Annotated in this window: 19 protein-coding genes; 10 read left to right on the forward strand and 9 right to left on the reverse strand. The window is 63.6% G+C overall.

The genetic code is table 11. The features are described 5' to 3' along the window. Positions 1-20: 20 nt before the first annotated feature. The gene (polA, locus tag IAE38_RS11725; RefSeq protein ID WP_201217682.1) at positions 21-2,768 is read right to left on the reverse strand and encodes a DNA polymerase I; all 2,748 of its coding nucleotides are present in this window, start codon (positions 2,766-2,768) and stop codon (positions 21-23) included. A 75-nt stretch (positions 2,769-2,843) separates the two neighbouring features. Here polA and IAE38_RS11730 point away from each other — a divergent pair, with 75 nt between their 5' ends. Together IAE38_RS11730 and IAE38_RS11735 are read left to right on the forward strand one after the other, a co-directional pair. Beyond that, positions 2,844-3,131, forward strand: a complete 288-nt coding sequence (locus IAE38_RS11730) for a DUF2782 domain-containing protein (RefSeq protein ID WP_028633124.1) — start codon at positions 2,844-2,846, stop codon at positions 3,129-3,131. 69 nt (positions 3,132-3,200) lie between these two features. Beyond that, the gene (locus tag IAE38_RS11735; protein ID WP_201217683.1) at positions 3,201-4,151 is read left to right on the forward strand and encodes a homoserine kinase; all 951 of its coding nucleotides are present in this window, start codon (positions 3,201-3,203) and stop codon (positions 4,149-4,151) included. A gap of 316 nt (positions 4,152-4,467) precedes the next feature. Here IAE38_RS11735 and IAE38_RS11740 read toward each other — a convergent pair whose 3' ends face one another. Beyond that, positions 4,468-5,373: a zinc ABC transporter substrate-binding protein gene (locus IAE38_RS11740; protein ID WP_201217685.1), complete on the reverse strand. Its 906-nt coding sequence runs from the start codon at positions 5,371-5,373 to the stop codon at positions 4,468-4,470. Positions 5,374-5,439: 66 nt separating this feature from the next. On the opposite strand from IAE38_RS11740, the gene zur reads away from it, so the two are divergent. The 4 genes from zur (at position 5,440) to IAE38_RS11760 (ending at position 8,304) form a co-directional block, all read left to right on the forward strand. Then, on the forward strand, positions 5,440-5,925 hold the full coding sequence (zur, locus tag IAE38_RS11745; RefSeq protein ID WP_028633127.1) for a zinc uptake transcriptional repressor Zur: 486 nt from the start codon (positions 5,440-5,442) through the stop codon (positions 5,923-5,925). Further along, a complete protein-coding gene (gene znuC, locus IAE38_RS11750) occupies positions 5,922-6,695 on the forward strand; it encodes a zinc ABC transporter ATP-binding protein ZnuC (RefSeq protein ID WP_028633128.1) in 774 nt (257 codons plus the stop codon). The genes zur and znuC overlap by 4 nt, the downstream gene beginning before the upstream one ends. After that, complete coding sequence (gene znuB, locus IAE38_RS11755; RefSeq protein WP_028633129.1) at positions 6,688-7,470, forward strand: zinc ABC transporter permease subunit ZnuB; 783 nt, start codon at positions 6,688-6,690, stop codon at positions 7,468-7,470. The genes znuC and znuB overlap by 8 nt, the downstream gene beginning before the upstream one ends. Positions 7,471-7,596: 126 nt before the next feature. Next, complete coding sequence (locus tag IAE38_RS11760; RefSeq protein ID WP_201217687.1) at positions 7,597-8,304, forward strand: PA5502 family lipoprotein; 708 nt, start codon at positions 7,597-7,599, stop codon at positions 8,302-8,304. A 57-nt stretch (positions 8,305-8,361) separates the two neighbouring features. On the opposite strand, the gene katE is transcribed toward IAE38_RS11760, so the two are convergent. Beyond that, positions 8,362-10,497: a catalase HPII gene (gene katE, locus IAE38_RS11765; RefSeq protein ID WP_201163410.1), complete on the reverse strand. Its 2,136-nt coding sequence runs from the start codon at positions 10,495-10,497 to the stop codon at positions 8,362-8,364. Positions 10,498-10,721: 224 nt separating this feature from the next. On the opposite strand from katE, the gene IAE38_RS11770 reads away from it, so the two are divergent. From IAE38_RS11770 to IAE38_RS11780, 3 genes are read left to right on the forward strand one after another with little or no spacing between them, the layout of a single operon-like run. Beyond that, the gene (locus IAE38_RS11770) at positions 10,722-11,729 is read left to right on the forward strand and encodes a methionine ABC transporter ATP-binding protein (protein ID WP_028633132.1); all 1,008 of its coding nucleotides are present in this window, start codon (positions 10,722-10,724) and stop codon (positions 11,727-11,729) included. Further along, on the forward strand, positions 11,729-12,400 hold the full coding sequence (locus IAE38_RS11775) for a methionine ABC transporter permease (protein ID WP_201217689.1): 672 nt from the start codon (positions 11,729-11,731) through the stop codon (positions 12,398-12,400). The genes IAE38_RS11770 and IAE38_RS11775 overlap by 1 nt, the downstream gene beginning before the upstream one ends. A 55-nt stretch (positions 12,401-12,455) precedes the next feature. Then, positions 12,456-13,226 (forward strand): MetQ/NlpA family ABC transporter substrate-binding protein, encoded by a 771-nt coding sequence (locus IAE38_RS11780; protein ID WP_201163411.1) that lies wholly within the window; start codon positions 12,456-12,458, stop codon positions 13,224-13,226. A 78-nt stretch (positions 13,227-13,304) separates the two neighbouring features. On the opposite strand, the gene IAE38_RS11785 is transcribed toward IAE38_RS11780, so the two are convergent. Genes IAE38_RS11785 through IAE38_RS11800 form a run of 4 tightly spaced genes read right to left on the reverse strand, consistent with a single transcriptional unit; the run spans position 13,305 to position 16,383 of the window. Beyond that, the gene (locus IAE38_RS11785) at positions 13,305-13,937 is read right to left on the reverse strand and encodes an SCO family protein (RefSeq protein WP_201217691.1); all 633 of its coding nucleotides are present in this window, start codon (positions 13,935-13,937) and stop codon (positions 13,305-13,307) included. A gap of 21 nt (positions 13,938-13,958) precedes the next feature. Further along, positions 13,959-15,083, reverse strand: a complete 1,125-nt coding sequence (locus tag IAE38_RS11790) for a COX15/CtaA family protein (protein ID WP_201217692.1) — start codon at positions 15,081-15,083, stop codon at positions 13,959-13,961. A 9-nt stretch (positions 15,084-15,092) separates the two neighbouring features. Then, the gene (locus IAE38_RS11795; protein WP_201163413.1) at positions 15,093-15,674 is read right to left on the reverse strand and encodes a hypothetical protein; all 582 of its coding nucleotides are present in this window, start codon (positions 15,672-15,674) and stop codon (positions 15,093-15,095) included. After that, on the reverse strand, positions 15,643-16,383 hold the full coding sequence (locus tag IAE38_RS11800; protein ID WP_201217717.1) for an SURF1 family protein: 741 nt from the start codon (positions 16,381-16,383) through the stop codon (positions 15,643-15,645). Before IAE38_RS11800 ends, IAE38_RS11795 begins: the two co-directional genes overlap by 32 nt. Positions 16,384-16,443: 60 nt before the next feature. Between IAE38_RS11800 and IAE38_RS11805 the strand changes: the two genes are divergently transcribed. Beyond that, positions 16,444-16,647, forward strand: coding sequence for a twin transmembrane helix small protein (locus IAE38_RS11805; RefSeq protein WP_054902213.1), 204 nt, complete (start codon positions 16,444-16,446; stop codon positions 16,645-16,647). A gap of 10 nt (positions 16,648-16,657) precedes the next feature. Here IAE38_RS11805 and IAE38_RS11810 read toward each other — a convergent pair whose 3' ends face one another. Further along, positions 16,658-17,545 (reverse strand): cytochrome c oxidase subunit 3, encoded by an 888-nt coding sequence (locus IAE38_RS11810; RefSeq protein ID WP_201217694.1) that lies wholly within the window; start codon positions 17,543-17,545, stop codon positions 16,658-16,660. A gap of 16 nt (positions 17,546-17,561) precedes the next feature. Beyond that, positions 17,562-18,128 carry a cytochrome c oxidase assembly protein gene (locus tag IAE38_RS11815; protein WP_060482603.1) on the reverse strand — a complete coding sequence of 189 codons (567 nt, stop codon included), beginning with the start codon at positions 18,126-18,128 and terminating at the stop codon, positions 17,562-17,564. Positions 18,129-18,134 lie beyond the last annotated feature (6 nt).

Below are 18,134 nucleotides of genomic sequence, written 5' to 3' on the forward strand. Positions count from 1 at the left end.
CGTGAGTTTTAACCGCTCGATCAGTGCGCTTCGTCCCAGTTCGCGCCCACGCCCGCTTCAACTAGCAGCGGTACGTCGAGTTTCGCGGCGTTGCTCATGTGCAGGCGAATTTCATCTTTGACCTGTTCAACCAGGTCCTCGCGCACCTCCAGCACCAGTTCGTCGTGTACCTGCAGGATCACCCGGGCGTCCAGCCCGCTCTCGCTCAGCCAGTTGTCCACGTTGACCATCGCCCGCTTGATGATGTCTGCGGCGGTGCCCTGCATGGGGGCGTTGATCGCCGTCCGTTCGGCGCCTTTGCGCAGGGCGGGGTTCTTGGCGTTGATGTCGGGCAGGTACAGCCGGCGGCCGAACAGGGTTTCGACGAAGCCCTGCTCCGCCGCCTGGGCGCGGGTGCGCTCCATGTAGGCCAGCACGCCAGGGTAGCGGGTGAAATAGCGGTCGATGTAGTCCTGGGACTGCTTGCGGTCCACGCCGATCTGCTTGGCCAGGCCAAACGCGCTCATGCCGTAGATCAGGCCGAAGTTGATCGCCTTGGCGCTGCGGCGCTGGTCGTTGGTCACCTGTTCGAGCGCCACGCCAAACACCTCTGCCGCCGTGGCCCGGTGCACGTCCAGGTCATTCTGGAAGGCATGCAGCAGGCCCTCATCCTTGGCCAGGTGGGCCATGATGCGCAGCTCGATCTGCGAATAGTCGGCAGCCAGCAGCTTGTAGCCGGGGCTGGCGATGAACGCCTGGCGGATGCGCCGGCCCTCGGCAGTACGAATGGGGATGTTCTGCAGGTTCGGGTCGCTGGACGACAACCGGCCGGTGGCCGCCACCGCCTGCTGGTAGGAGGTGTGAATGCGCCCGGTGCGCGGGTTGATCTGCCCCGGCAGCTTGTCGGTGTAGGTGCTCTTGAGCTTGCTCAGGCTGCGGTACTGCATCAGCACCTCAGGCAAGGGGTAGCCTTGCATCGCCAGGTCGTCGAGCACCGCCTCGGCGGTGGACGGCTGGCCCTTGGCGGTTTTGCTCAATACCGGCATGCCCAGCTTGTCGTACAGAATCGCCCCCAGCTGTTTGGGTGAGCCGAGGTTGAACTGCTCACCGGCCAGCTCGAAGGCGCGTTGCTCCAGCTCGGCCATCTTCACGCCCAGCTCACCACTTTGTACCTGCAACAAGGCAGCATCCACCAGGGCGCCCTGGCGCTCGATCTTGGCCAGCACCGGTACCAGCGGCATTTCGATGTCCATCAGCACCGGTTGTACACCGGGGGTTTGCGCCAGCCGTGCCTGCAACGCCTGGTGCAAGCGCAGGGTGATATCGGCATCCTCGGCCGCATAGGGGCCCGCCTTGTCCAGGTGGATCTGGTTGAAGGTGAGCTGCTTGGCGCCCTTGCCAGCGATGTCCTCGAAGGCAATGGTGGTGTGGCCCAGGTACTTCTGCGCCAGGCTGTCCATGTCGTGCCGGGTAGCGGTGGAATTGAACACGTACGACTCAAGCATGGTGTCGTAGGCAACACCCTGCATGCGGATGGCGGGCGAGCCGTTGGCGAGGATGTTGATATCGTATTTGGCGTTCTGCCCTACCTTGGCCTTGGTTGGGTCTTCCAGGAGGGGTTTCAGTGCCAGCAGCACGGCCTCGCGATCAAGCTGGGCGGGCGCCCCCTCGTAGTCGTGCATCAAGGGCACATAAGCGGCTTCGTGGGGTTCCACGGCAAACGAGATGCCCACCAGCTGCGCCCGCTGGGCATCCACGCTGGTGGTTTCGGTGTCGAACGCGATCAGTGGCGCGTTGCGCAGTTTTTCCAGCCAGGCATCGAAGCGGGCCTGATCGAGGATGGTTTCGTACTTTGCCTCGACGACCGCCGCCGGCGCTTGCACCGGGGCTACTTCATCACCTGCGCGGGCGGCATCGCGCTGCACATCGGCCACCCAGCTCTTGAATTCCATCTCGGTGTACAGCGCCAGCAGCGCCTCGCGGTCCGGCTCGCCGCACACCAGGGCGTCCACTTCGATGTCCAGCGGCACGTCGATCTTGATGGTGGCCAGTTCATACGACAAGAACGCCGCGTCGCGGTGTTCCTCAAGCTTGGCGGGCAGGCTCTTGGCGCCACGGATGGCCAGGGTGGGTACCTTGTCCAGGTTGGCGTACAGCTCGCTGAGCCCGCCACCGATACCGGTCAGCAGGCCTGCGGCGGTCTTTTCACCTACGCCCGGTACGCCTGGAATGTTGTCGACCTTGTCGCCCATCAGGGCCAGGAAGTCGATGATGTGCTCGGGCCCGACGCCAAACTTCTCATGCACGCCAGCCACGTCCAGCACGCTACCGGTCATGGTGTTGACCAGGGTAATGTGCCCGTCCACCAACTGCGCCATGTCCTTGTCGCCCGTGGAGATGATAACCGGCCGGCCAAGCGCGGCACTGCTGCGGGCCAGGGTACCGATGACGTCGTCAGCCTCCACCCCCTCGACGCACAACAGGGGGTAGCCCAAGGCCTTGACGCTGGCGTGCAAGGGCTCGATCTGCACCCGCAGGTCGTCAGGCATGCTCGGGCGATTGGCCTTGTAATCGGCATACAAGGTGTCGCGGAAGGTGCCGCCCTTGGCGTCGAACACCACGGCGAAGAGGCTTTCGGGGTACTGCCTGCGCAGGCTCTTGAGCATGTTCAGCACACCCTTCACCGCGCCAGTCGGCATGCCCTTGGACGTGGTCAGGGGTGGCAGCGCATGAAAGGCACGGTACAGGTAGGAGGAACCGTCCACCAGGACGAGGGGCGCTTGGCTCATGTGCAGAATCAACCTTTTCGACGGGTCCGGCGCTAGAATAGCCAGAATCATTGACGACAAAGGGACTAGGTTATCATGCGTACACTCAATCGCCTGTTACTGCTCGGCCTGTTGGCAACCACGCCTGTCGTAGCCCTGGCGGCGGACGACGCGCCCTCGGCCGATCCCGAGGTGACCATTCGCACGGAAGGCGACAAGACCATCCAGGAATATCGGCAAAACGGCTTCCTGTATGCAATCAAGATCACACCGAAACATGGCAAGCCTTACTTTCTGGTACGCGCCGATGGCTCCGATGGCAATTTCATTCGTTCCGACCAACCGGACATGCTGATTCCGGGCTGGAAGATCTTCGAGTGGTAATCTGACGCGCACCGTTCACATCAACCCGGCACTTCCCGGCGGAAGTGCCTGCATGGGCAATCTTTCATCATGTCAGTCTTCACCCCCGTGACCCGGCCTGAGCTGGAAACCTTTCTGGCGCCTTACCAGCTGGGCCGCCTGCTCGACTTCCAGGGCATCGCCGCCGGTACCGAGAACAGCAACTTCTTCGTCAGCCTCGAACAGGGGGAGTTCGTGCTGACGCTGATCGAGCGTGGGCCCAGCGAAGACATGCCGTTCTTCATCGAACTGCTCGACACCCTGCACGCCGCGGACATGCCCGTGCCCTATGCCGTGCGTGACCGTGACGGCAACGGCCTGCGTGAGCTGTGCGGCAAGCCGGCACTGCTGCAGCCAAGGTTGTCGGGCAAGCACATCAAGGCGCCCAACGCCCAGCACTGCGCCCAGGTCGGTGAATTGCTCGCACACATTCACCTGGCTACCCGCGAGCGCATCATCGAACGCCGCACCGACCGCGGGCTGGACTGGATGCAGGCCGCCGGGGCCGAGCTGCTACCGCGCCTCACCGCGGAGCAGGCTGCGCTGCTGAGGCCGGCACTGGCCGAGATGGCTTTGCACAAGGCACAGATCCTGGCATTGCCACGGGCCAACCTGCACGCCGACCTGTTCCGCGACAACGTGATGTTCGAAAGCACCCACCTGACGGGTGTGATCGATTTCTACAATGCCTGCTCGGGGCCGATGCTCTACGACCTGGCCATTACGGTGAACGACTGGTGCCTGAACGACCAGGGCGGCGTCGATGCACCACGCGCACAGGCACTGCTGGCGGCCTATGCTGCGCTGCGACCGTTTACGGCGGCCGAGGCCGAGTTGTGGCCAGAGATGCTGCGGGTAGGCTGCGTGCGGTTCTGGTTGTCGCGGCTGATTGCCGCTGAATCGTTCGCCGGCATGGACGTGATGATCCATGACCCGCGTGAGTTCGAGGTGCGCCTGGCGCAGCGTCAGCAGGTGAGCCTGCACTTGCCGTTCGCGCTGTAAACACGCGGTCGCGCGCGCCTGTCACAGCCGTGATTGGCCCGAAACAAGCGTAGGAGCGAGCGCAGCTCGCGATGCGCCGCGCGGGCGGCGCTCGGTCTCATAGGCGCAGACTCTTTTGTGGCGAACACCTGGCGGCCATCACGCAACCTAGGCCCGGTCCCTTCACCGGCAGAATACGGTGGGGCTGGGAAGTTGTCACCGGCACAGTTTTCAGCGCCTGGGCGATCGAGCGCCGCCCGCGCGGCGCATCGCGAGCTCCGTTTGTTTCGGGCCAGTTTGGCTGCGCCCCTAGGGCGCATGACGCGCTATGGCACGGTTACAACTGCTCCAGGCACCCGGCCAGGTCATTACCCAGCTTCTCCAGCAGGCGCTCATACCCTTTGCCATCTACCGGGTCTGTACCGCCCAGCGCGTCCAGCTCGGCCAGGCGCACCGGCAACCCTGCGGTCAGGGTCTCGGCCAGGCGTGGGCGCAGGGGCGGTTCGCTGAAGACACAGGTTTTGCCCACCTCCTGCAACCGCGTGCGCATGGCTGCCACATGCTGCGCACCGGGCTGTACCTCCGAAGCCACACTGAACACGCCTGTGTGCTTCAGGCCGTACTCCGCCTCGAAGTAATCGAACGCCTCGTGGAAAACAAAGTACGGTTTGCCTGCTACGCCCGCCACCCGGGCCTTGATTCGGCCATCCAGGGCATCCAGGTGCCCATCAAAGGCCTTCAGGTTGCTCTGGTAACGGGCAGCATTGGCAGGGTCGACCTGGGCAAGGTCAGCGGCCATCTTCGCGGCAATCACCCGTGCGTTGACCGATGATAACCACAAATGCGCATCCAGGCTGCCTGGGCGGTGATCATGGTCATGATCGTCCTGGGCCTCGTCATGGGAGTGGCTGTCCTCGCCAAAGTGGCGCAACTTCATGTTCGCCAGCGACTGCACCGCCACTGTGGGTTTGCTGCGGCTGCCCAGCACCCGAGGCAAGAAGCCCTCCATGTCCGGGCCGATCCAGTACAGCAGGTCGGCATCACCCACACGCCGCACATCGGAAGGGCGCAGCGCGTAATGGTGCGGTGAGGCACCGGGCGGCAACAGCACCTCAGGGCTGCCAACCCCGTCCTGAACGGCTGCGGCAATCTGCTGCAGGGGCTTGATACTGGTCAGCACACGCACGTCGGCGTGGGCTGAGAATGCGATGAAAGCGACAAACAGGGCCAGGAATCGGGACACGGTAGGTACTCGAATCGTCTAAAACAGGTAACATAATAACGTCTCTGTCCAGAACCGTCGCTGCCCATGTCCATCACGCCGCTGGCCAACCGCCCCCATGATCATTCCCATTGCGTACACAGCGCCCTGGCCGAAGCCGACGCGCTGTGCGCGCGCCAGGGCCTGCGCCTGACCGCACTGCGCCGCCGCGTGCTGGAGCTGGTATGGCAAAGCCATAAACCGCTGGGTGCCTACGACATCCTGGCGGTGCTCAGCGAACAGGACGGGCGCCGGGCGGCGCCCCCCACCGTGTACCGCGCACTGGATTTCCTGCTGGAAAACGGCCTGGTGCACCGCATCGCCTCACTCAACGCCTTCATGGGCTGCAGCCACCCGGAACACGCTCACCAAAGCCAGTTCCTGATCTGCCGCGTCTGCCATGTGGCCATCGAGCTGGAGCAGGACAGCATCAGCGACGCCATCATCGGCAGCGCCAGGCACGTCGGCTTTACCGTCGAGAACCAGACCGTGGAAGTGGTGGGCCTGTGCAGCAATTGCCGGAGCGCGGCATGACCGACGCGCTCATCCGCCTGGAGCAGGTCGGCGTCACCTTCGGTGGGGAGAACGTGCTGGACAGCATCGACCTGTCGGTGGCACCCGGCCAGATCGTGACCCTGATCGGCCCCAATGGCGCAGGCAAGACCACCCTGGTGCGCGCCGTGCTGGGGCTGCTCAAGCCACACCGCGGTTCAGTATGGCGCCGGCCCAAGCTACGCATCGGCTACATGCCGCAAAAAATCCAGGTGGATGCCACGCTACCGCTCTCCGTGCTGCGCTTTCTGCGCCTGGTGCCGGGTGTTGACCGGGCGGCCGCCTTGGCAGCGTTGCACGAAGTGGGTGCCCAGCACGTGATCGACAGCCCGATCCAGACCGTGTCCGGTGGCGAGATGCAGCGCGTGCTGCTGGCCCGTGCCCTGCTGCGCGAGCCACAGCTGCTGGTGCTGGACGAGCCGGTACAAGGTGTGGACGTGGTCGGCCAGACCGAGTTGTACAACCTCATCACCCGGCTGCGCGATCGCCTGGGCTGCGGCGTGCTGATGGTGTCCCACGACCTGCACCTGGTGATGAGCGCCACCGACCAAGTGGTGTGCCTGAACCGCCATGTCTGCTGTTCGGGCCACCCGGAACAGGTCAGCGGCGACCCGGCGTTCGTCGAACTGTTCGGCCAGACCGCGCCAAGCCTTGCCATCTACCATCACCATCACGACCACAGCCATGACCTGCACGGCTCCGTGGTCGCCCCTGGCAACCCTGTTCATGGAGCGCACTGCAAGCATGGCTGATTTTCTTCTCTACGCCCTGCTTGCCGGTCTGTCCCTGGCACTGGTGGCCGGGCCGCTGGGCTCGTTCGTGGTCTGGCGGCGCATGGCCTATTTCGGGGACACCCTGTCACACGCAGCGCTGCTCGGCGTGGCCATGGGCTTTGCCCTGGATGTAAGCCCGGCGCTGGCAGTGACCGTGGGCTGCCTGCTGCTGGCCATTGTGCTGGTTACCTTGCAGCAGCGTCAGCCACTGGCCTCCGACACCTTGCTGGGCATTCTCGCACCCAGCACGCTGTCGTTGGGGCTGGTGGTGCTGAGCTTCATGCATGACGTGCGCATCGACCTGATGGGTTATCTGTTCGGCGACCTGCTGGCCATCAGCCCCACCGACCTGGCCTGGATCCTCGGCGGCAGTGCCCTGGTGCTGGTGCTGCTCGCTGTGCTGTGGCGGCCATTGCTGGCCGTGACCGTGCATGAAGAGCTGGCCATGGTCGAAGGCCTGCCCGTCGCCGGCCTGCGCATGGCGCTGATGCTGCTGATTGCCGTGGTCATCGCCGTGGCCATGAAGATCGTCGGGGTGCTGCTGATCACCTCACTGCTGATCATTCCAGCAGCTGCGGCGCAGCGTCACGCCCGCTCTCCCGAGCAGATGGCGCTGGGGGCCAGCCTACTGGGCGTCACCGCAGTTTGCGGCGGGCTGGCGCTGTCCTGGTTCAAGGATACCCCTGCCGGCCCCTCCATCGTGGTGTGCGCTGCAATGCTATTCTTGCTGAGCCTGGCACTGCCAAAACGGTGAAAAACCGGCGTGCCGGGGCTGCCTCTGCAACCTTGGGCGAAGTAAAGGGTCTGTAAGACCTGTTTTCGAGCGTGCGCACCTGGGTGTAGACTTGCTCGCTTTTTGCGCAAATAGAGAGTCGCAGGAATGAAGCCGTTTGCCTCCCGTTGTCTGCTTGTTGCCGCGTTTTCACTGTTTCTGGCCGCCTGTACCCATGCGCCAGTTCAACAGGCCACCGCACCTGCCCAAGCCGATGCCTGGCAGCAGTTGCAACAAAATATTGCCAGCAATGAGCTGGCCACCGCCGAAGACCAGTTGGCCGCGCTGCAAGCGCAGGCGCCAGGTGACGCGCGTATCGAGCAATTCCAGCGCCAGCTGGCCGAAGCCTATCTGCAACGCAGCCAGATCGTGCTGCAGAAAGGTGACGTGAACGCCGCTGCCACGGCACTGGCCAGGGCCCGCGCATTGATGCCCCAGGCACCTGCCGTGATCGGTGGGGACCCGTTGACGCAAGCGCGTAAAGCCGAGCTGGCCAAGGCGGAGGCTGCGCTGCAGGCAGCCGAAGCCAAGCCCAAGGCACGGCTGATCGACCCGACAGCGCCCAGCACGGTCGTTGCGTTGAAAACCACGGATATTGGCGCAATGCGTCATCAGCTGGACGATATCGCCCAGGACGTCGTCAACTACCGATGCGAAGTGGTGTTCCAGGTGCCCCGCAGCGCTGATGCACCGTGGCTCAAGCACCTGCTTGAAAAGCGTGTGCACAAGCTGGACAGCGGGTACAACCTGAAGCTCAAGCATGAGATCCAGCGTGCATTGCCGGCGCAGGTGGTTCTGGTCCCACACCAGCAATAACGTCGTAGGCCCCGCCAGCAGGCCGGCTCCAAAGGTCGCCGGCCACGGGGTGGGCCGTCAGGCTGGCACAGCCTCGGCTGCCGCTTCACGCTCCCAGACGCGGTGCCCTTCTACCGCCTTGACGAACGCGTCCACGGTTTTCTGGTCATCGCCTGTCAGCAGCCCCTTGTCCTCTTTGAGGCCAAGCGTTGCCAGCAGCTCCTTGGTCAGCACCATGGCCTTCAGGTGTTTGTAACCTTCGAGCAGGAAGTGCTTGGCCACGCCGCTGCCAGCCAGCGCATCACCAGAGGCTTTGCCCGCCGGCACGATAATGCCGTCGAACATTACCGACGGCATGCCCTCCATCGACGCATCCACCGGCAACTGCTTGCCGTCTGCGGCCTTCACCGGCGCCGAAGTCGGCCCCAGCAGCATCGGGCGGGCACTCTGGGCTTCCAGTGCCTTGACCAGCTTGTCGACACTGCCCGCATCCACGCCATTGGCCACCAGAATGGCAATCTTGCGCCCCTTGATGCCCACCTTGCCCGGCAGGTTCATCTGGCTAAGCGTAGGCGACGTCGCCTGCTTGCTGCCCTTGACCTGGACCGTGCCGGCCTTGGGGGCAGGCAGGCCGAGGTTCTCGGCAACTGCTGCCGCCAGTTTGAGATCGATGTTGGCCAGGATCTCATTCACCTGACGTGCGCGAATGGCCTCACGCTCGACCTTGCCCAGTTCAAAGCTGTAAGCCTTGATGATGTGCTGCTGCTCGGTCGGGCTCATGCTCTGGAAGAACAGACGCGCCTGGGAGAAGTGATCGCTGAACGAGTCGCTGCGCTGGCGAATCTTGTGCGCATCGATGCGTTCCTGGTAGCTCTCGAAGCCACCGTCACGGGCGCCCGGCGGGGTTTCCTTCGGCCAGCCGCCATCGATGGAGTTAGGCTCGTAGGACGCCTGGCCCTTGTGCACGATGTGCTGGTGAATGGCATCGCGCTGGTTGTTGTGGAACGGCGCAACCGGGCGGTTGATCGGGATCTGGTGGAAGTTCGGCCCACCCAGGCGGCTGAGCTGGGTATCGGTGTAGGAGAACAGGCGCCCCTGCAGCAGCGGGTCATTGGTGAAGTCGATGCCCGGCACAATGTGGCCTGGGCAGAATGCAACCTGCTCGACCTCGGCAAAGAAGTTGTCCGGGTTGCGGTTAAGCACCATCTTGCCCAGCGGTGTAACCGGCACCAGCTCTTCGGGGATGAGCTTGGTCGGGTCCAGCAGGTCGAAGTCGAACTTGTGCTCATCAGCCTCCGGCACGATCTGCACGCCCAGCTCCCACTCAGGGTAGTGCCCGGTTTCGATGGCTTCGCGCAGGTCGCGGCGGTGGTAGTCGGTATCCTTGCCCGCCAGCTTCTGTGCCTCGTCCCACAGCACCGAATGCACGCCTTCGCTCGGCTTCCAGTGAAACTTCACGAAGCTGGCCACGCCCTCGGCGTTGATCAGGCGGAAGGTGTGCACGCCAAAGCCTTCCATCATGCGCAGGCTGCGCGGGATGGCCCGGTCGGACATGGCCCAGATGACCATGTGCGCCGATTCTGGCACCAGCGACACGAAGTCCCAGAAGGTATCGTGGGCCGAGCCGCCGGTCGGCATTTCGTTGTGCGGCTCGGGCTTAACCGCATGCACGAAATCAGGGAACTTGATGGCGTCCTGGATGAAGAACACCGGCATGTTGTTGCCCACCAGGTCGAAGTTGCCTTCGTCGGTGTAGAACTTCACGGCAAAGCCGCGAACGTCGCGCACTGTGTCGCCCGAGCCGCGTGGGCCCTGCACGGTAGAGAAGCGCACGAACACCGGGGTGATCTTTTCAGGGTCCTGCAGGAAACCCGCTTTGGTCAGCTCGGCATGGCAGCCATAGCTCTGGAAATAACCATGGGCGCCCGTGCCGCGGGCATGAACGATACGCTCAGGGATGCGTTCGTGGTCGAAGTGGGTGATCTTCTCGCGCATGATGAAGTCTTCAAGCAGCGAGGGCCCACGGGGGCCAGCCTTGAGGGTGTTCTGGTTATCGGAGATGCGCACACCCTGGTTGGTGCGCAGCGCCTGCCCAGTGGCGTCACTGCGGTCGGCCTCCAGGCTCTGCAGCTTGGCGTTGGTGTTGGCCTTGTCTGGGCTCTGGTTGCCCGCAGCCTCGCTGTGCTTGGGGGCGTCCGTCTTCTTGCTGGGCATGTTCGGCTCTCCTCATCAGTCTTCAGGCGTGCCCGTTCGGGCTATGTTCTGGTAGTGACTGGAGGTGTTCGGTGAGCGTTCAATCAGGTTTACCGGTTGTCGACATATGCCCGTTGGCTTGGTCCAAGGCGAAATAAATGCTAAGAACAGCGGGTGGAAAAGGCTAAAATGCGCCACCCAGCCAACCGCTGACCCAAATTCATGCGCCCCACAAGGTTCGCTACGTGATCGAGTTCCAACAGGTACACAAGACCTACCGCGTCGCCGGTAGGGAAATCCCCGCCCTTAACCCGACTACCCTTACCATCGAGAATGGCCAGGTGTTCGGCCTGATCGGCCATTCCGGTGCCGGCAAAAGCACCATGCTGCGCCTGATCAACCGCCTGGAAGAGCCTTCCGGCGGCACGATCATCGTCGATGGCGAAGACGTCACCGCGTTCAACGCCACCCAGTTGCGCGGCTTCCGCCAGCAGGTCGGGATGATTTTCCAGCACTTCAACCTGCTGGCATCCAAAACTGTCGCCGATAACGTCGCCCTGCCACTCACCCTGGCCGGCGAACTGTCGCGCAGCGAGATCGACAAACGCGTCACCGAACTGCTCGCCCGCGTCGGCCTGTCGGACCACGCTCGCAAGTACCCGGCCCAGCTCTCGGGTGGCCAGAAGCAACGCGTGGGTATCGCCCGGGCGTTGTCGACCAACCCCAAGATTCTACTGTGCGACGAGGCGACCAGCGCCCTCGACCCGCAGACAACCGCCTCGGTGCTGCAACTGCTCGCCGAGATCAACCGCGAGCTGAAGCTCACCATCGTGCTCATCACCCACGAGATGGATGTGATTCGCCGGGTCTGCGACCGTGTTGCGGTAATGGACGCCGGCCATATCGTCGAGCAGGGCTCGGTGGCCGATGTCTTCCTGCACCCGCAGCACGCCACCACCAAGCGCTTCGTCCAGGAAGACGAGCAGGTGGACGAAGGCGAGCAGCGTGACGACTTCACCCATGTGCCAGGCCGCATCGTGCGCCTGACCTTCCAGGGTGATGCCACCTATGCCCCGTTGCTGGGCACCGTGGCCCGTGAAACAGGCGTGGATTACAGCATCCTCGCCGGGCGTATCGACCGCATCAAAGACGTCCCCTATGGCCAGCTCACCCTCGCCTTGATTGGCGGTGACATGGAAGCGGCCTTCGCCCGCTTCAAGGCAGCTGACGTTCATATGGAGGTACTGCGTTGATGGACGCCCTTAATTTCTTCGCCAACGTCGACTGGGCCGAAATCTGGCTGGCCACCGTCGACACCATGATCATGCTGTTCGGTTCGCTGTTGTTCACCGTGCTGCTGGGCCTGCCCCTGGGCGTACTGCTGTTTTTGTGCGGCCCCAAGCAGATGTTCGAACAGAAAGGCGTTTACGCGCTGCTGTCGTTGGTGGTCAACATCCTGCGCTCGCTGCCGTTCATCATTCTGCTGATCGTGATGATCCCGATCACCGTACTGATCACCGGCACCTCGCTGGGCGTCGCTGGCGCCATTCCGCCGCTGGTGGTGGGTGCCACGCCGTTCTTTGCCCGCCTGGTGGAAACCGCCCTGCGAGAAGTGGACCGCGGTATCATCGAAGCCACCCAGTCGATGGGCGCCACCACGCGCCAGATCATCACCGGCGCCTTGCTGCCAGAAGCCCGCCCGGGCATCTTCGCCGCCATTACCGTCACCGCCATCACCCTGGTGTCGTACACCGCCATGGCCGGTGTGGTCGGTGCGGGCGGCCTTGGCGACCTGGCCATCCGCTTTGGTTACCAGCGCTTCCAGACTGACGTCATGGTCGTCACGGTGGTGCTGTTGCTGGTGCTGGTGCAAGTGCTGCAAAGCGTCGGCGACAAGCTTGTCGTGCATTTTTCCCGTAAGTAACCCCAATGGGGCAGACCCGTTCGGGGGCCGTCGCGGCCCTCACAAGGAGTGATCAATGAAGAAGCTGCTTGCTGTTGCTGCCGCCGTGGCGGCCTTTTCGGCCCAGGCCGATACCCTGACCGTCGCTGCCTCGCCGGTGCCCCACGCGGAAATTCTCAACTTCGTCAAACCACAGCTGGCGAAGGAAGGTGTAGAGCTCAAGGTGAAAGAATTCACCGACTACATCCAGCCCAACGTGCAGGTTGCGGAGAAGCGCCTGGACGCCAACTTCTTCCAGCATCAGCCGTACCTGGATGAGTTCAACAAGGCCAAGGGCACTGACCTGGTGAGCGTGACCGGCGTGCACATCGAGCCGCTGGGTGTTTACTCGGGCAAGCTGAAGAAGCTGGACGAGCTGCCTTCCGGCGCCACCGTGGTCATCCCCAACGATGCCACCAACGGCGGCCGCGCATTGCTGCTGCTGGACAAGGCCGGGGTGATCAAGCTCAAGGACAACAAGAACATCCTCTCGACCGTGAAGGACATTGCCGAGAACCCGAAGAACATCAAGTTCCGCGAGCTCGAAGCGGCGACCATTCCGCGTGTCCTGACCCAGGTGGATGCTGCCTTGATCAACACCAACTATGCGCTGGAAGCCAAGCTGAACCCGGAGAAAGACGCCCTGGCCATCGAAGGTGCGGATTCGCCGTACGTGAACATTCTGGTTGCCCGGCCGGACAACAAGGATTCGGACGACATGAAGAAACTCGCGGCTGCACTGCATTCGCCTGAAGTGAAGCAGTTCATCACCGAGAAGTACAAGGGCGCCGTGGTTCCGGCGTTTTGATGTGATGGTCATGGGGCCGCGTTGCGGCCCCTGAAACCGTTGGACAGGCTCACCCGCGAACGGGCAGAGCCGACAGCCTCAGTCCTGCTTCACCAATGCCGGCAACCGGGCTACCAGCTTCTGGTTGTTGAACGGCGCACGTATGAACCCCCGCTGGCGCCCGTCCGGGCCGACCACCGCCAGGTTGCCACTGTGATCAACCGTATACCCCGGCTTGCTGGTGTCTGCCGGGATGAACGGGATGCTCAAGGCATTGGCCAGCTTCTGCGTATCCTCGATCGACCCTGCCAGCCCGACGAAGTCCTTGTCGAAGTAAGCCAGGTACTGTTTGAGCTGGTTGGGCGTGTCGCGGTTGGGGTCCACGCTCACCAGTACCACTTGCAGGCGGCTTAAGGTCTCCTTGGGCAGCTCGCTTTTTACCTGGCGCAACTGCGCGAGGGTGGTCGGGCAGATATCCGGGCAATAGGTATAGCCAAAGAACAGCAGCGACCATTTGCCCTTCAATTCGTCCAGGTGTACCGGCTGGCCGTCCTGGTTGGTCATGGTCACATCGGGCACCGCGCGGCTCTGCGGCAGCAGGATGATGCCTGCATCGATCAGCTCGGTGGGGTTTACCTGGCCCCGGCCGTTGAGCACCTTGTTGACGGTAAGGCCCAGGATCAGCGCGACCAGGGCAACGAGGATGAAGACGGTTTTCTGGGTTCGGGTCATAAGCTCGGCAACAGTTCGTGGTCAACGGGCGCCGCGATCAATGGCGCGCACAGGAAGCCGATAGAGTACGCGAAGGTGCTGGCCACTGCATGCGGCCGGCTGCCACGGGCCGGTATCGGCATGGGCCAGCGGAGTGAGGCGCCAGGCTGCGGTGATGCGCGGCTTGTCGACCACGCGGATGCGGAAGTTGACTAGCACCATGGCCAGCAACAGCACCGCACCCCCCGCGTTATGCAGCACGGCAACGGCCAACGGCACGTGCAGCAGCACATTGGCGACCCCCAGGCACAGCTGCAGCCCCAGCGCCGCCAGCACCATCACCGCCAGGCCGCGCAAGTGCAACCGATGCAGCTTCCAGCCAAGCAGCAACAGCACACACGTCACCATCAGCGCACCCAGGCGATGGCTGACATGGATGGCCGTGCGCGCATCGCTGTCCAGCTGCCCGCCCAGGTAGTTGGGCCCCACGTGCTGGGTGAGGTGGAAACCATTGCCGAAATCGGCGGCCGGCCACCATTGGCCATGGCAGGTGGGCAGGTCAAGGCAGGCAACGGCAGCGTAGTTGGCACTCACCCAGCCACCCAGGGCAATCTGGCCGATCACCACCAGCAATGCCAGGGCTGCCGTGCGGCGCAAGCTCAACGGCAGCTTGGGCATTGGCGGCAGGCGCCCGCACAGGCGCAGCGCCAGCAAAAACAGCAGGCTCACGGTGGTGAAGCCGCCCAACAGGTGCGCAGTGACCACCTGCGGCCACAACTGCAGCGTTACTGTCCACATGCCGAAGGCCGCCTGGCCCAGCACCACCGCAAGCAGCAGCAAGGGCAGGCGCCGGGGCTGGCCATCGCCAGGGTGGCCACGCAATGAGCGCAAGGCCAGCCAGGCAATGACCAACGCCAGCGCACCGGCGAAATATCGGTGGGTCATCTCTGCCCAGCCCTTGGCCTGCTGCACCGGGTGGTCCGGGAAATGCCGCTCGGCGTGGGCCAGTTGGGCGTCGGTCTTGGGCACGGTGAGCATGCCGTAGCACCCCGGCCAGTCCGGGCAGCCCAACCCGGCATGGGTCAGGCGGGTGTAGGCGCCCAGCAACACGACCATCAAGGCCAGCAGGGTGGCGAACACAGCAAGGCGAAATCCAGGTCGGGCCATGGTGTTGTCCTAGCCGATGTTGGACAGCTTGAGCAGGTGGCGCAGGTCGTCGAGGACATGCTTGCCGTTCACCCCGGCGTCATAGCGCAGCACCAGGTTGCCATGAGGGTCGACGATCCACAGCTGCGGCCCGGGCTGGTTCACACGCTGTCGGTAACGCACAGCATCCAGCGCATAACGTTGCAGCCGCGGGTATTCGCGACCGAGCAGCGCCTGGTAGGGGGCGCTCAGGGGCTGGGATGCGGCCAGGGCATGGCTGGCACGGCTGGCATCGCGGCCCAGGCCAACCTGTATCTGCCGGGCCAGGTACACCAGCCGCTGGCAATCGTCGGCGCACTCCGCAGGCGCCGTGACCAGCAGCTGCCAGCGCTCATCCTGGCCCGCCACGCCCAGGTCGGCGCGGCCTTCGCCATTGCCAACCAGCACGCCATGGAAGCTGCGGCCATCCGGCACCCAGAACCCCAGCTTGTACATGCAGGTGGCCAGCACCATGGGCCCGATCACCAGCAACAGGATCAACAGCAGTTGCAAGCGCCCGCGGGCCTTGCGCTTGCCGCGTTCAGGCGCGGTCAGTGGCGTGGCGGTGGCCATGGCGTTTCTCCTTGTGCTGATGCCAGCCGAAATAGAGGTAGAGCACCACCAGGGCAATGGCCAGGGCGAACCACTGCACGGCATAGCCCACGTGCTTTTCCGGGCCCATGGCCACTGCCGGCCAGCCCAGGCGATAGGCAGCGGGGCCAGGTTCAAGCCGTAGCTCGTGGGCAAAGCCCTCACGCCCCAGCTGTTGCCACAGGCCGCTGGGGTCGACGGCCGTCAGCAGGTGGGGCCATTGCCCGCCGACAGGGTCGGCGTGCAACTGGAATGGGCTGCCGGGGGCGACATAGACAGAGGCCTGCAGTGCCAGCGCCTTGGCTGGGGTTTCGAAGCGCACCGGCACGCGCCGGTCGGGCCATGCCAGCCAGCCGCGGTTGATCAATACCCACGCACCGCTCGGTTGGTCGTGAAAGGGTTGCAGCAGCTCCACACCGACCTGGCCATCGCGCATGCGGTTGTCCAGCAACAGGCTGTGCTCGGGGTCAAAGCGCCCGTACAACTGCACGCGGCGGAAGGCATCGTCACCCGCCGGCGCCAGTTGCGCGACAGCCAGCGGCGGCTCGGTGCGCCGTTCAGCGTAGGCTGCCAGCAGCACCCGCTTCTGCTCGGCCCGCCCCAACTGCCAGCAGCCAAGCGCGATCAAGCCAGGCACTAGCGCCAGCACCGCCAGCGTCGGCAGCCAGCCAGGGCGAAATCGCCTCTGCATGGCCGTACCCGGTGGCTCGCTATACTTGTCCACATTCCTGCACCTCTTCGGAGTAGCCCCATGCTCAAGGCTGCGATTGTGCTGATGCTGTTGGCCACGGTTGCCAGCCTGTTCAGTGGCCTGGTGTTTCTGGTCAAGGACGATGAAAACTCCACACGCCTGCTCAAGGCACTGACAGTGCGGGTCACCCTCGCAGCACTGACCATCGGCTTGGTGGCCTGGGGGTTCATCAGTGGTCAGCTGGTTTCACATGCCCCGTTTTAAGTGCCGGCCTTCAAACCACATACACAAAGATGAACAGCCCTACCCACACCACGTCGACGAAGTGCCAATACCAACTGGCCGCCTCGAAGCCAAAGTGTTTTTCCGGGCTGAAATGCCCACGCAGAATGCGCACGAACATCACCAGCAGAATGATCGTGCCCAGGGTCACGTGGGCGCCGTGAAAACCGGTGAGCATGAAAAACGTAGCGCCATAGATGCCGGAGCCCAAGGTCAGCCCCAGTTGCGTGTACGCCTCGTGGTACTCGTAGGCCTGCAAGGCAATGAAGCTGGTGCCTAGCACCAGGGTCAGTGCCAGCCACAGTTTCAGCGCAGTGCGGTGCCCTCGGCGCAGGGCATGGTGGGCCAGGGTGATGGTGATGCTGGAACTGACCAGCAACACCGTATTGATCAACGGCAGGTGCCACGGGTCAATGACGCTCTTTGGGGGCGGGAACAGCTTGGGGTCCGGCGTGTGCAGCAACGGCCAGGTGAATTCGAAGCTTGGCCACAGCATGTGCGCCACCCCCTTGGCGCCATCGCCGCCCAGCCAGGGCCCGGCCAGTACCCGCACGTAAAACAGCGCACCGAAGAAGGCCAAAAAGAACATCACCTCCGAAAAGATGAACCAGCTCATGCCCCAGCGGAACGAGCGGTCCAGCTGCGGGCTGTACAGGCCAGCCCGGCTCTCGCGCACCACCGCCCCGAACCAGCCGAACAGCATGTAGGCCAGCAGCAATGCACCGATGAAGAAGATCAACGGCCCATGGGAGCCAGCATGCCCGGCCTTGATGTCATTGAACCAGGTACCCAGCCCGAACACCGTCACCAACAGCCCGAGCGAGGCGATGATCGGCCACTTGCTCTGCGCCGGAACGTAATAGTGCTGGTGGTTTGCCATGACGGTGCTCCTTCCCTCAGCGGGCGCGCCCTGGGTCAACCGCCGAGGCCTGGGCGACGGGCGGGTGACGGGCGGTGATGTCGAACAAGGTGTAGGCCAGGGTCAGGTGCTTCACACCGGCAGGCAGGTCACGGTCGACGATGAAACGCACTGGCATCTCGATGCGCTCACCGGGCTGCAATACCTGTTGGGTAAAGCAGAAGCACTCGGTCTTGTGGAAATACGCTGCAGCCTCGGCCGGGGTGATGCTGGGGATGGCCTGGGCGCTCATCGGCCGGTCGGTGGGGTTGCGGGCAATGAAGATCATCTGGTTCACCGCACCCGGGTTCACCTGCAACTGGTCGGCGCTGGCGTAGAAGTCCCAGACCATGTCGCTGGCATTGGTGGACATGAACTGCACCCGCACCGACCGGGTTGTATCAGCCAGCTGGCTACCCTCGTACTGCCCGCCGGTCTTGCCATTGATACCAAAGGCCTTGCACATCACGTCGTAGAGCGGCACCAGGGCAAAGCCAAAGGCGAACATCACCACCGTCAGCATCAGCAGGCGCAGCACCAGGCGTTTGAGCGACAGGCCGTTCATGGCGAT

The organism is Pseudomonas sp. S32 (assembly GCF_016648095.1).
Classification (GTDB): Bacteria; Pseudomonadota; Gammaproteobacteria; order Pseudomonadales; family Pseudomonadaceae; genus Aquipseudomonas; species Aquipseudomonas parafulva.

What these genes read in the sequence shown, in the direction of transcription:
- IAE38_RS11810 (WP_201217694.1), bottom strand. Translation starts at nt 17,545, where the DNA reads ATGGCAAACCACCAGCACTATTACGTTCCGGCGCAGAGCAAGTGGCCG.
- IAE38_RS11730 (WP_028633124.1), top strand. Translation starts at nt 2,844, where the DNA reads ATGCGTACACTCAATCGCCTGTTACTGCTCGGCCTGTTGGCAACCACG.
- polA (WP_201217682.1), bottom strand. Translation starts at nt 2,768, where the DNA reads ATGAGCCAAGCGCCCCTCGTCCTGGTGGACGGTTCCTCCTACCTGTAC.
- IAE38_RS11735 (WP_201217683.1), top strand. Translation starts at nt 3,201, where the DNA reads ATGTCAGTCTTCACCCCCGTGACCCGGCCTGAGCTGGAAACCTTTCTG.
- IAE38_RS11815 (WP_060482603.1), bottom strand. Translation starts at nt 18,128, where the DNA reads ATGAACGGCCTGTCGCTCAAACGCCTGGTGCTGCGCCTGCTGATGCTG.
- IAE38_RS11790 (WP_201217692.1), bottom strand. Translation starts at nt 15,083, where the DNA reads ATGGCCCGACCTGGATTTCGCCTTGCTGTGTTCGCCACCCTGCTGGCC.
- IAE38_RS11805 (WP_054902213.1), top strand. Translation starts at nt 16,444, where the DNA reads ATGCTCAAGGCTGCGATTGTGCTGATGCTGTTGGCCACGGTTGCCAGC.
- znuC (WP_028633128.1), top strand. Translation starts at nt 5,922, where the DNA reads ATGACCGACGCGCTCATCCGCCTGGAGCAGGTCGGCGTCACCTTCGGT.
- znuB (WP_028633129.1), top strand. Translation starts at nt 6,688, where the DNA reads ATGGCTGATTTTCTTCTCTACGCCCTGCTTGCCGGTCTGTCCCTGGCA.
- katE (WP_201163410.1), bottom strand. Translation starts at nt 10,497, where the DNA reads ATGCCCAGCAAGAAGACGGACGCCCCCAAGCACAGCGAGGCTGCGGGC.
- IAE38_RS11785 (WP_201217691.1), bottom strand. Translation starts at nt 13,937, where the DNA reads ATGACCCGAACCCAGAAAACCGTCTTCATCCTCGTTGCCCTGGTCGCG.
- IAE38_RS11780 (WP_201163411.1), top strand. Translation starts at nt 12,456, where the DNA reads ATGAAGAAGCTGCTTGCTGTTGCTGCCGCCGTGGCGGCCTTTTCGGCC.
- IAE38_RS11800 (WP_201217717.1), bottom strand. Translation starts at nt 16,383, where the DNA reads ATGCAGAGGCGATTTCGCCCTGGCTGGCTGCCGACGCTGGCGGTGCTG.
- IAE38_RS11760 (WP_201217687.1), top strand. Translation starts at nt 7,597, where the DNA reads ATGAAGCCGTTTGCCTCCCGTTGTCTGCTTGTTGCCGCGTTTTCACTG.
- zur (WP_028633127.1), top strand. Translation starts at nt 5,440, where the DNA reads ATGTCCATCACGCCGCTGGCCAACCGCCCCCATGATCATTCCCATTGC.
- IAE38_RS11795 (WP_201163413.1), bottom strand. Translation starts at nt 15,674, where the DNA reads ATGGCCACCGCCACGCCACTGACCGCGCCTGAACGCGGCAAGCGCAAG.
- IAE38_RS11775 (WP_201217689.1), top strand. Translation starts at nt 11,729, where the DNA reads ATGGACGCCCTTAATTTCTTCGCCAACGTCGACTGGGCCGAAATCTGG.